The organism is Deinococcus koreensis (genome assembly GCF_002901445.1).
In the GTDB taxonomy this organism is placed as follows: domain Bacteria; phylum Deinococcota; class Deinococci; order Deinococcales; family Deinococcaceae; genus Deinococcus; species Deinococcus koreensis.
In genome coordinates, this window is record NZ_PPPD01000001.1 from 2,827,360 (window position 1) to 2,838,880 (window position 11,521).

The following is an 11,521-nucleotide window of genomic DNA, read 5'->3' on the forward strand; positions in this document are numbered from 1 at the left end:
GCCGGCAGGTCGCTCAGGCCGGGTCTGCGGCTCCCCGTAGCGCCTGGGCGAACCAGCCGGTGACCACGTCCGGGCGGGTGATCGCGCTGCCCACCACCACGAAGTGGGCGCCCAGCCCCAGCGCCTGGGCGGCCTCGGCCGGCGAGTTGATCCGCCCCTCGGCCACGAAGGGCAGGCCCGCCGCCCGCAGCTCGGCCAGCAGCGCCCAGTCGGGGCCTGTGAGCTGCCGGCTGTAGGGCGTGTAGCCGCTCAGGGTGGTGCCGACGATGTCCGCCCCGGCCTCCATCGCCGTCAGCGCCTCGTCCAGCGTGCTGATATCCGCCATGACCTGTGCGCCGGCCCGGTGAACCGCCGCGATCATGTCGGGCAGGGGCTCGGGCCGGGGCCGCCGGGTCGCGTCCAGCGCCACGATTCCGGCGCCCAGTTCGGCCAGGTTCACCGCTTCCGCGCTGGTCGGCGTGATGTACACGTCGGTGTCGTCGCGGTCGGTCTTGGTGAGCCCGATGATCGGCAGGGCCGTGACCGCGCGCACCGCCTGCACGTCCCCGAAGCCCTGAATCCGCAGGCCCCGCGCTCCGCCGGCCTCGGCCGCCAGCGCCAGCCGGCTGATGATGTACGGGTCGCGCAGAGGGCTGCCGGGATTGGCCTGACACGACACGACCAGGCCGCCGCGCAGCCGCTCCAGCGTGGAGGAGGGGGAGGTGTCGGACGGGGGCATGGGGCAGAGGATACCGCGCTGGGCGCGAGTTCCATGGCCTGGAAATCAGGGGGTCTGGAGAACCTCCCCAGGACGCAGATCCTTCACGCCGGTCGGGAGGACAGGGGAGCAGGGCCGACGCAGACCCCACCCCCCACGTCGTCCAGACAGAGACGGCGCCGGAACCGGGGCCCGACGCCGTCTCCAGTGCACACCGTTCTCTACATGTTGTGCAGCACGTTCATGATGTCGCCGTCCTTCATCACGTAGTCCTTGCCTTCCGTGCGAACCCAGCCCTTGCTCTTGGCCCCGGCCCAGCCGCCGGCCTCGACCATCTTGTTCCACTCGATCACCTCGGCCCGGATGAAGCCGCGCTGCAGGTCGGAGTGGATCTCGCCGGCGGCCTCGGGGGCGGTCTCGCCGTCGTGGATCGTCCAGGCGCGCACCTCCTTCTCGCCGGAGGTGATGAAGGTGATCAGGCCCAGCGTCTGGTAGCCGACCTTGACGAGCTGATCCAGGCCGCTCTCCTCGACGCCCAAGTCGTGCAGGAAGGCACGGGCCTCGTCCTCGGGCATCTCGGCCAGCTCGCCCTCGATCTGGGCGCTGATCTTTACGACCTGCGCGCCCTCGGCGGCGGCGAACTCGCGCACCCTGCGCACGTGGTCGTTGTCCTCGGTGAGGTGGTCTTCACCGACGTTCGCCACGTAGATCACGGGCTTGGTCGTGATCAGGCCGAATTCCCTGGGCACCGCGCCCTCGTAGGTTCCGGCGCGCGCGGGCTTGCCTTCGCCCAGCACCTTGAGGATCTGCTCGCCCACGGCCAGCTGCTCCCTGGCCTCGCGGTCGCCGCCCTTGGCCTTCTTCTGCAGGTTCTGCACGCGCTTTTCCAGCCCCGACAGGTCGGCCAGGATCAGTTCGGTGTTGATGGTCTCGATGTCGTCCAGCGGATCGACCCGGTTGGCGACGTGGATCACGTTGCCGTCCTCGAAGCAGCGCACCACGTGGGCGATCGCGTCGACCTCGCGGATGTTGGCCAGGAACTGGTTGCCCAGGCCCTCGCCCTGCGAGGCGCCCCTCACCAGCCCGGCAATGTCCACGAACTCCACGAAGGTGGGGATGATCGGCGGCACGCGCTCGCCCTTGGTGAAGACCTGGCTCAGCGCGCCCAGCCGCTCGTCGGGCACCATGACCCGGCCGACGTTCGGCTCGATGGTGGCGAAGGGGTAGTTGGCGGCCAGCGCCCCCGCGCGTGTGATGGCGTTGAACAGCGTGCTCTTCCCGACGTTCGGCAACCCGACAATTCCGATGGCTAATCCCATGATCCTTGGCTCCTCTACCCGCTCGCCGCCGGAGTGCTCGTTCGCAGCTCTGGCCCCCGGCGGGGCAACCCTGACAGTGTACGGGATGGGCGGGGAGGAGATGCCCTGCTGGCTGTGGGCAAGGAGGCGGGGGGCGGTGAGGTGAGGAACCGGGCGCCCGGCGCTACGGCCTCAGGCCCTGGCGGGGCCGCGACGGGGCCACCTGCACGGCGTTGCGGCCGGCGGCCTTGGCGGCGTACAAGGCGTTGTCTGCGGCCTGCAAGACCGCGACGGTGTCCAGGCGCCCGTCGAGCAGCGCCACCCCGAAACTACCGGAGGTTCGCAGGCCCGGGGCGATGGAGTCCCAGTTGGCGCCCTGCAGGGCGGCGCGCAGCCGTTCGCACACGGTGGCCGCGACCTCCACCCCGACATCGGTCATGAGCACCAGGAATTCCTCGCCGCCCAGCCGGGCCAGCAGATCCTGGTCACGCAGCTCCCGGGTCAGCAGGCGGGTGGCCTGGATCAGCACGGCGTCGCCCACCAGATGGCCGTAGGTGTCGTTCACATGCTTGAAATGGTCGAGATCCACCAGGGCGATGGCGCTGGGAAAGCCCTGCAGTGCGCGCCCGTGCAGGTCGTCGAGCATCTGCATGGCGCGGGTGCGGTTCGGGCCGCCGGTCAGGGGATCGCGCAGGGCGGCCTCGGCCAGGGCCTGGGCGCGCACCTCGGCCTCGCGGGCCTGCTGCTCGATCTGGCCGACCAGGGCGCGCTGCTGGTGGTAGGCGCGGTACAGGCGTTCCTGGCTGCGGGTCACGTCCTGCTGGGTCTCGAAGGCTTCCCGGTACAGACCGGCGCTGGCGTAGGCCCCGGCCAGCGCTTCACGGGCGCGGCCTTCCCAGAGGTCGTCCCCCGCTCCGCCGAAGTGCTCCACCGCCCGCAGCGCGTCGCCGATGGCGGCCGGCCAGTCGCCCGTGGAGGCCCAGACCCGGCTGCGATCCAGCAGCGCCCGGCCGTACAGCAGCGGGCTCTCGGCCTGCTCCGCGAGCCGGACGTGTTCGTCGGCCAGGTGCCGCGCCTCGTCGCGGTCGCCGCGCCACAGGGCGTGGCGGGTGAGCGCGTCCAGCACCAGCGACGCCTCCAGCGGCCCTTCCTCCCGGTCGGCGTCCAGCTGGCGCAGGAGGGCCACGGACGTCTCCAGCTGGCCCGTCACCGCCTCCCGCCGCGAGCCGCGCAGCCGGTCGGCCAGCAGCGCCTCGGAGGCCCCCACCACGAAGTTGATGTGAAAGCTCTCCAGCAACTGGCGAGACTGGGGCAGCTCCAGCCCCCGGGCGTGCCGGGAGGCCAGCAGCCGGGTCAGCAGGGAGATGGCCGCGCTGTGCTGCCCGCGTTCGAGGTGGTAGTGAGAGGCGTTCACCGCGACCAGCGCCACCCCCCGGTCGTCGCCGTGCTCACGCGCCAGGCGGTCGGCGATGCGGAACTGCCTGTCGGCGCCCAGATCGTCGTAGGTCTCGGCCTGCACCAGCGCCAGGGCCACGCGCGCCTTGACCTCCAGCGGCCCGTCGGCGCAGGCGCGGGCGAGTTCCAGACAGCGCAGGGCGTGGGTCATGGCGGCGGCAAGGTCGCCCAGATCGAGCGCGGTGTAGACCGCGTCGCGGTGCAGCAGGGCCAGTTCAGCGGCCGGTGCATCCTGCCGCTGGGCCAGCGTGTCCTCGATGGCCCGCAGTTCGGAGAGCCGCGAGGCCGGGCGCAGGGAGATCGGAGGCTCGCCGCTCATCGCCGCGCCGCCGCGTGCGTCCGGGCAGGGGCGCGCTGGAAAAGCGGCCCGCTCTCCGGCCGCTGAAGCTGGTGATCCTGTCCGGGCCACTCCATTGCCTCCACTCTAGAGGCCCGGGCCTTGCAGCGCTCTGACTCCCCCGCCGCGGCCAGCCTGCGGGGGGGTGCCCCCGCCCGCCCGACTGACGCTGACCCCCGAACAGCCGGGGAGTCCAAATGTCGCTTCTGCCACAGATCGTGCGCCATCGGACAGACGCCGGCCGGAGGGCAGGTCAAGGTCAGGGCATGTTGCCCCGACACAGAGCCGTGATCCTCCTCAGCCTGCTGACCCTGACCCTGGCGGCCTGTGGCCCGGCCCTGACCGGCCCCGGCGCCAACCTGAGCGCCAGCCTGCGTCCCGCGCTGACCGGCGAGCGCCGCGCCCTGCCCCTGAGCGGCTTCGGCACCGTGGGTGTGTACGCCGACCCGCGTGGCGCCGGGCGGCCCCTGATCCTGACCTCCTCGGTGAACGCCGCCGCCAGCGCCTACGAGATGAAGCCGCTGTGGGACGCCTACGCCGGCACCCGGCCGGTCTACGCCCTGGAATGGCCGGGCTTCGGCAGCAGTGATCGCCCCGACATCCGTTACACCCCCGAGTTGATGACCACGGCGCTCACGGCCCTGGTCGCCCAGATCGGTACCGATGTGGACGTGGTCTCGCTCAGCCTGGGCAGTGAGTTCGCCGCCCGCGCCGCGCTCGCTGAGCCCCGTATCCGCTCCCTGGCGCTGATCAGCCCCAGCGGCCTGGGGGCGCCGCGCGCCGGTACCCAGACGGCCAGCGCCCAGGACGGCGGCACCCGCCTGTACCGCACCCTGAGCGCCGTGGGCTCGCCGCTGTACGCTACCCTGCGGCTGCGCCCGGTCATCGAGTCCTTCCTCGACCGCTCCTTCCGGGGGCCGGTCGATCAGGGGCTGGTGGACTACGGTTACGACACGGCGCGCCAGCCGGGGGCCAAATACGCGCCGCTGTACTTCATCGGTGGCGGCCTGTTCACGCCCGACGCCTACGGCGAGCTGTATTCCAAACTCAAGGTGCCTACCCTGGTGCTGTACGACAAAGACGCCTTCGTGGGCTTCGACCGTCTGAACCTCTTCACGGCCCAGCCCGGCGTCCAGGCCGTGCGGATCGCCGAGACCGACGGCCTGCCCCACTTCGAGAAGCCGGCCGAGGTGAAAGCGGCGCTGGACGCCTTCTGGGGCGCGCAGCGCTGAGGTCTGGCCGGCCTGTGGGGGCGTCCATGCCCCCGAAAGCTGTGGTTCCGCTCAATCTCCGCTCCAGGGCGCATAAACCCCGGATCATCCCCCGATCATGGCCCCCCTGGCACACTGCGGGCATGGAACTCCTCCTCGCCCTGGCCGCCATCGCCCTGCCGCTCGTGCTGCTGCCCATGCTGTATGGAACGGGTGGGGGGGAGGACGCCGGCCTGGGCGCCGAGTCCTGAATCGACAGCTATTAGGGACGCGCCCGAGTCACTTTCGACTCGGGCGCGTCTCTGTGACCTGGCTCAGCCCTTCACGACGATGTTGATGATCCGCCCCGGCACGTAGATCTCCTTCACGGTCTCCTTGCCCTCCAGGAAGCGGGACACGTCCGGGTTGGCGCGGGCGGCGGCCATCGCTTCGTCCTGCGTGGCGGTCTTGGAAATGCTGACCTCGCCGCGTACCTTGCCGCCCACCTGCACGCCGATTTTTACGGTGTCGCGGGTGGCGGCGGCCTCGTCCACGGCGGGCCAGGACTGCGTGTGAACGCTGCCCTCGCCGCCCCGCCCCGTCCAGATCTCCTCCGCGATGTGCGGCACGACCGGGGCCAGCAGGCGGTTGAAGATGTCCAGCGCCTCGTCCCAGGCGGGCGTGCCGGCCACCGGGGCACGCCGGGCCTTGACCAGCGTGTTCGTCAGCTCCATCAGCGCGGCGACGATGGTGTTGAAGCTCAATCTCTCGAAGTCGCCGTTCACCTTCTTCAGCGTGGAATGCACGGCGTAGCGCAGCTCGGCCTCGCTGACCGTCTCGGCGGGGCCGGCGGCGTCCCCGAAGTACAGGTTCCAGACGCGGCTCAGCCACTTGGCGGGGCCGTTGATGCCCTGCGGATCCCAGGGGCCGCCCAGTTCCCAGGGCGCGATGAACATCAAATACGTCCGCACGGTGTCCGCGCCGTACTCGCGCACCAGACCGTCGGGATCGACGACGTTGCCGCGCGACTTGCTCATCTTCTCGCCGTCCTCGCCCAGGATCATGCCCTGGTTGCGCAGCCGGGCGAAGGGCTCGTGCTGCTGGGTCAGGCCCATGTCGCGCATGACCTTGATCCAGAAGCGCGAGTACAGCAGGTGCAGGATGGCGTGCTCGATGCCGCCGGTGTACAGGTCGACGGGCAGCAGCCCCGCCTTGCTGGGGTCGAACGGCCCCTGGTGGTAGTCCGGCGACAGGAAGCGGTACATGTACCAGCTCGAGTCCACGAAGGTGTCCATGGTGTCGGTGTCGCGCTCGGCCGGGCCGCCACAGACCGGGCAGGTCGTTTTCACCCATTCCGTGTCCAGTTTCAGGGGGCTCTGGCCGGTGGGCGTGAATTCCACGTTCTCGGGCAGCCGCACGGGCAGCTGATCCTCGGGCACCGGCTGCGCGCCGTGCTCCGGGCAGTACACGAAGGGAATCGGCGTGCCCCAGTAGCGCTGGCGGGCGAACAGCCAGTCGCGCAGGCGGTAGGTGGTTCGGGCCCTGGCGATGCCCAGCCCCTGCAGCGTCTCGATGACCGGCCCGATGTGCGCCTTGCCGCCCTTCATGCCCTGTAGCGGCCCCTCGTTCACGATCAGGCCGTCGCCGGTGTAACCCTCGGTGACCGTGCCCGTGTCCATCGGCTCGCCGCCCTCGGGGCGCACGGTCTCGACCACCTCCAGCCCGAAGGCGCGGGCGAAGTCCAGGTCGCGCTGGTCGCCCGAGGGCACCGCCATGATCGAGCCCGTGCCGTAGGTGACCAGCACGTAGTCCGCGATCCAGATCGGCAGCTGGTGGCCGGAGATCGGGTGGGTGGCGAAGCTGCCGGTGAACACGCCAGTCTTCTCGCCCTCCTGCTGGCGCTCCACGTCGGTCTTGCGGGCGGCGGCGGCCACGTAGGCGTCCACTCCGGCCCTCTGCTCGTCGGTGGTCAGCGCCGCCACCTTGTCGTGCTCGGGGGCCAGCACCAGGAAGGTCGCGCCCATCAGGGTGTCGGGGCGGGTGGTGAAGACGGTCTCCGGGCCGGCGGGCGTGTCGAAGGTCACCTCCGCCCCCACCGACTTGCCGATCCAGTTGACCTGCATCGTCCGCACCTTGTCGGGCATGTCGGTGTGCGTGAAATCCAGCAGCTCGTCGGCGTAGTCGGTGATCTTCATGTACCACTGGCTCAGGTTGCGCTTCTCGACGGCCGTGCCGCAGCGCTCGCAGTGGCCGTTCACGACCTGTTCGTTGGCCAGCACGGTCTGGTCTTTCGGGCACCAGTTCACCAGCCCGCCCTTCTTGTAGGCCAGGCCGCGCTTGTAGAACTGGATGAAGAACCACTGGTTCCAGCGGTAGTACTCGGGGTCGGAGGTGGCAAAGCGGCGGCTCCAGTCGATCATGGTGCCCATGCGCCCGAACTGCCCGACCATGTACTCGATGTTCTTGTACGTCCACTTGGCCGGGTCGGCCCGGTTCTTGATGGCCGCGTTCTCGGCCGGCAGCCCGAAGGCGTCGAAGCCCATCGGGAACAGCACATTAAAGCCGCGCATCCGCATCCAGCGCGCCCGCGCGTCGGGGGCGACCACGGCGTACCAGTGCCCGACGTGCAGGTTGCCGCTGGGGTAAGGGAACATGGTCAGCGCGTAGAACTTCTCGCCGGGAGCGTTCTCGTCGAAGGTGTACAGGCCGGACTTGGCCCAGGCCTCCTGCCACTTGCCCTCGATGGCGTGCGGGTTGTAGCGCTCGGCGCGCGGTTCCTGGATGTTGATGGGGCTGGTGGGGTCGGTCTGGGTCATGGAAAGCTCCTTGGGAGGATGGTGGATGGTCGATAGATGATGGAGACAGATGCTTTTGCCCATGCTGGAGCTGGTCGATCACCCATCGTCCATCAACGAAAAAGCCCCGGCACACAGCCGGGGACGGTCGGACGGGCCCTGTGGGCTAGCCGGGTCGTCCCCATCCTGAAAGCGCAGAGCGGATCATGGAGGCAGTTTAGCGGATGAGGTGCGGAGGATGCATCCGCCACCTTGCCGGGGCTCCGCCTGGGGGCAGCACGGCCAGCGGCGCCCACCCTTTAGACTGCCTTCATATGAGACTCACTCCACGCCGGACGCGCTGGCCCCTGCGAGTGCTGCTGGGCCTGCTGATCCTCGTGCTGGCGCTGACCGGCCTGGTCTACGCCCTGACCGACCACCCCAGGGCCGTGCAGGCGGCCGACGTGACCTGCCCCGCCAGCACGCCGGCCCTGAAAGCCGGGCAGGACGTGCGGGTGATGAGCTGGAACGTGCAGTACCTCGCCGGGCGCGGCTCCGTGTTCTTCTACGACACCCTGGCCGGCGACGGCCCCGACACCCGCCCCAGCCCCCAGTCCATCGCCCGCACGCTGGACGAGGTCGTGGCCGTGATCCGGGCCGAGAACGCCGACGTGGTGATGCTGCAGGAGGTCGACCGCGACAGCAGGCGCACCGACTATCAGGATCAGCTCCAGCTCATCGGGGCGAAACTGGGCGGCGCCTATCCCTGCACGGCCACCACCTACTATCACCGCGCCGCCTTCGTGCCGCACCCGAAGATCATGGGCAAGGTGGGCCTGAGCCTGAGTACCCTGAGCAGAACCAGGATCGAATCGGCCACGCGCTCCCAGCTGCCGCGCATCTGCGGCGACCCGGTCACGGTGGCCTTCAACTTCAAGCGGGCGGTGCTGGGCGTGACCCTGAGCGTGCAGGGCGGCGAACCCCTGAGCGTCCTGCAGACCCACCTGGACGCCTTCGCCCAGGGCTGCGACACCATGCGGCGGCAGGTGGCCGCCGTGCAGGAGGTGCTGGACAAGACCCCGGCCCCCTGGGTCATGGGCGGCGACTTCAACCTGCTGGGCACGCGCGGCGCCTACGACCGCCTGCGGGCGCGCGAGCGGGCCTATTTCAACCCGGATACCGAACTCGCCCCGCTGATGGCGAGATACGCCTCGTTTCCCAGCCCGTCCCAGATCGACTCGGGCGACTCCCGGATGTTCACCCACTTCCCGAACGATCCGGCGGTGGGACGGCCCGACCGCACCATCGACTACTTCTTCTATGCCCCCGGCCTGAGCCACACGGGCGACCGCGTCCGCCAGGACGAGCCCAAGATCAGCGACCACTTCGCGCTGCTGACGACGGTGGAACTGCCCTGAGATGCAGATGGCCCAAGGCAGATGGCAGATGGCTCAGGATCTTTAGGCCATCTGCCATCTGCCTTCAGCCCTCCGCGCCCTGTTCAGTCCTGGCTCGTGATGAACGGCAGGTTGCGGTCGTACTGCGAGCGGTCGAGGCCGTAGCCGTACACGAAGGCGTCGGGGATCGTGAAGCCCAGGTACTCCACGGGCACCTCGACCTTGCGGCGGCTGGGTTTGCTGAGCAGCGCGGCGACTTTCAGGGAGGCCGGGCCACGGCCCTCCAGATAGTGCAGCAGGTAGTTCATGGTGATGCCGGTGTCCACGATGTCCTCGACCAGGATGACGTGGCGATCCGAAAGCGGGAACTGCAGATCCTTGACCAGCCGCACCTCGCCGCTGCTCTGCTTGGCGTCGCCGTAGGAGCTGGCCTGCAGGAAGTCGATGGTGCAGGGCACGCCCAGCGCGCGCACCAGGTCGGCGTGGAACATGAACGCGCCGTTCAGGACGCAGATCAGGTGGGGCTCGCGGCCCCGGTAGTCGTCGCGGATCTTCGCGGCGAGCTCAACGATGCGCGCCTGAAGCTGCTCCTGGGTGATCTGGACGGGGCCGGTGCCTGGGGCGAGACTCATGAAGCTCAGGCTAGCGCATCGGCCGGGGGCGGGGCGGGCGTGGGCGCCGGCGGCACGGCTTCCAACCGTCTGGAACGTCAGTCCGCTCTCCGACGGCCCCCACGTATACTCCTCGGCATGACCCCCCCGCCGACCCTGACCCTGGAGAGCGTCCCCGGTGTGCTGGGCCGCATCGTCGCCGAGCGGGCCGCCGACTACCTGCACGCCGATCCGGAGGTCGGCCCGCCCCGCCCCAAGGCTCGCCGCTTCGAATCGGCCCTCGCCCAGCCGGGCCTGGTTCTGATCGCCGAGGTCAAGCGCGCCAGCCCCAGCCAGGGGGCCATCGCCCCCCTCGACCCGGCCCAGGCGGCGCAGGCGTACCAGGCGGGCGGCGCGGCGGCCATCAGCTGCCTGACCGAGCCGCGCCACTTCGGCGGCAGTCCCCAGGCGCTGCGGGACGTGGTGGCCGGGGTGACGCTGCCGGTGCTGCGCAAGGACTTCGTGATCCACCCCGCCATGCTGCGCGAGGCCGCCGACTGGGGGGCCAGCGCCGCCCTGCTGATGGTCAGCGTGCTGCACGGAGCGACCGGCGAGTATCTGCAACTGGCCCACCACCTCGGGCTGGACGCGCTGGTCGAGGTGCACGACGAACGCGAGCTGGACACCGCGCTGGAGGCCGGCGCCCGCATCATCGGCGTGAACAACCGCGACCTCACCACCCTGCACACCGATCTGCAGGTCAGCCCCCGCCTGATCCGCCGCGCCCGCGAGCAGGGGTTCACCGGCCTGCTGGTGGCCGAGAGCGGCTACCGCACCCCCGCCGACATCGCCAGCATCCGGGAACTGGCCGACGCCGTGCTGGTGGGCACCAGTCTGGCGGGCAGCCCTGATCTGGGCCGGGCCGCCAGGGAGCTGATGACGGGCTGATCCTGCCCCGCCGGATGCTCAACCTTTGGGCAGGCGCAACTCATCTCGGGCGTCCCTAGACTGGGGCGGATGACGACCGCCACGACCTCCTCTCCCCGGTACCTGCGCTGGCTGGTGCTGGGGGGCGCCGCGCTGCTGCTGCTGGGCACCCTGGCGCTGCCCGATGTGCGGGTGTTCCTGGCGCGCGGCTACGCGGCCCTGACCTCCACCGACAGGGCGGTCACGCACGCCTTCGTGGACTCGCTGGGCTGGGCCGGGCCGCTGGCCCTGATCGCGGGCTTCGTGCTGCAGGCGGTGCTGCCGGTGCTGCCCGCGCTGGTCATGATCGCGGTGACCGCCCGCGCCTACGGCCCCGTCGAGGGCTTTTTTATCGTGTACATCGGCACGCTGCTGGGGGCGGCGGCGGGGTACGGTCTGGGCCGGTATGTGGGAGACGCGCTGGTGCGCCTGCTGGCCGGCGAGACCGCCCGGCTCAAAGCCCACGCCTTCGCGGCGAGGTACGGCGTGCAGGGCGTGGTCATGATCCGCCTGATGCCCGTCCTGTCGTCGGACGTGATGAACCTGGTGGCGGGAGCGGCCCGAATGGGCTTCCGGCCCTTCATGCTGGCGACCGCGCTGGGCGCGCTGCCGGTCACGGCGCTGGTGGTGTGGCTGAGCGGCAACAGCCAGCGCATGGTGTGGGGCCTGGGGCTGCTCTCGGTGGCCGTGGCGCTGGTGGCCGGGTCGCGCTGGTGGCTGGCCCGGCGCCGGGCTGGCGCGGCCCCGGCTTCCGCGTCCGGCCAGACCACCCCGGGGAATTCCGAGCCGCCGGTCGGGTAAACTGCCTCCTGAACTC

Annotated in this window: 9 protein-coding genes; 4 read left to right on the forward strand and 5 right to left on the reverse strand. The window is 70.4% G+C overall.

The genetic code is table 11. The features are described from left to right. Nucleotides 1-13 precede the first annotated feature (13 nt). The 3 genes from CVO96_RS13480 to CVO96_RS13490 all read right to left on the reverse strand — a co-directional run bounded on the left by CVO96_RS13480 (nucleotide 14) and on the right by CVO96_RS13490 (nucleotide 3,769). Nucleotides 14-718, reverse strand: a complete 705-nt coding sequence (locus CVO96_RS13480; RefSeq protein ID WP_103312667.1) for an N-acetylmannosamine-6-phosphate 2-epimerase — start codon at nucleotides 716-718, stop codon at nucleotides 14-16. A 200-nt stretch (nucleotides 719-918) separates the two neighbouring features. Then, on the reverse strand, nucleotides 919-2,016 hold the full coding sequence (ychF, locus tag CVO96_RS13485; RefSeq protein WP_103312668.1) for a redox-regulated ATPase YchF: 1,098 nt from the start codon (nucleotides 2,014-2,016) through the stop codon (nucleotides 919-921). Between the two features lie 163 nt (nucleotides 2,017-2,179). Beyond that, nucleotides 2,180-3,769 carry a GGDEF domain-containing protein gene (locus CVO96_RS13490; protein ID WP_103312669.1) on the reverse strand — a complete coding sequence of 530 codons (1,590 nt, stop codon included), beginning with the start codon at nucleotides 3,767-3,769 and terminating at the stop codon, nucleotides 2,180-2,182. A gap of 284 nt (nucleotides 3,770-4,053) precedes the next feature. Between CVO96_RS13490 and CVO96_RS13495 the strand changes: the two genes are divergently transcribed. Further along, nucleotides 4,054-5,019 carry an alpha/beta fold hydrolase gene (locus CVO96_RS13495; RefSeq protein ID WP_103312670.1) on the forward strand — a complete coding sequence of 322 codons (966 nt, stop codon included), beginning with the start codon at nucleotides 4,054-4,056 and terminating at the stop codon, nucleotides 5,017-5,019. A gap of 293 nt (nucleotides 5,020-5,312) precedes the next feature. On the opposite strand, the gene leuS is transcribed toward CVO96_RS13495, so the two are convergent. Continuing rightward, the gene (gene leuS, locus CVO96_RS13500) at nucleotides 5,313-7,793 is read right to left on the reverse strand and encodes a leucine--tRNA ligase (RefSeq protein WP_103312671.1); all 2,481 of its coding nucleotides are present in this window, start codon (nucleotides 7,791-7,793) and stop codon (nucleotides 5,313-5,315) included. 293 nt (nucleotides 7,794-8,086) lie between these two features. On the opposite strand from leuS, the gene CVO96_RS13505 reads away from it, so the two are divergent. Next, nucleotides 8,087-9,169, forward strand: coding sequence for an endonuclease/exonuclease/phosphatase family protein (locus CVO96_RS13505; protein ID WP_165795302.1), 1,083 nt, complete (start codon nucleotides 8,087-8,089; stop codon nucleotides 9,167-9,169). Nucleotides 9,170-9,252: 83 nt separating this feature from the next. Here the strand turns inward: CVO96_RS13505 and hpt are convergent, their stop codons facing one another. After that, the gene (hpt, locus tag CVO96_RS13510; RefSeq protein ID WP_103312673.1) at nucleotides 9,253-9,780 is read right to left on the reverse strand and encodes a hypoxanthine phosphoribosyltransferase; all 528 of its coding nucleotides are present in this window, start codon (nucleotides 9,778-9,780) and stop codon (nucleotides 9,253-9,255) included. A 117-nt stretch (nucleotides 9,781-9,897) separates the two neighbouring features. On the opposite strand from hpt, the gene trpC reads away from it, so the two are divergent. Both trpC and CVO96_RS13520 read left to right on the forward strand, forming a co-directional pair. Continuing rightward, entirely contained in the window at nucleotides 9,898-10,686 is a 789-nt protein-coding gene (gene trpC, locus CVO96_RS13515; RefSeq protein ID WP_103312674.1) for an indole-3-glycerol phosphate synthase TrpC, read from the forward strand. Nucleotides 10,687-10,755: 69 nt separating this feature from the next. Continuing rightward, nucleotides 10,756-11,505 (forward strand): TVP38/TMEM64 family protein, encoded by a 750-nt coding sequence (locus tag CVO96_RS13520; RefSeq protein WP_103312675.1) that lies wholly within the window; start codon nucleotides 10,756-10,758, stop codon nucleotides 11,503-11,505. The last annotated feature ends 16 nt before the right edge of the window (nucleotides 11,506-11,521 follow it).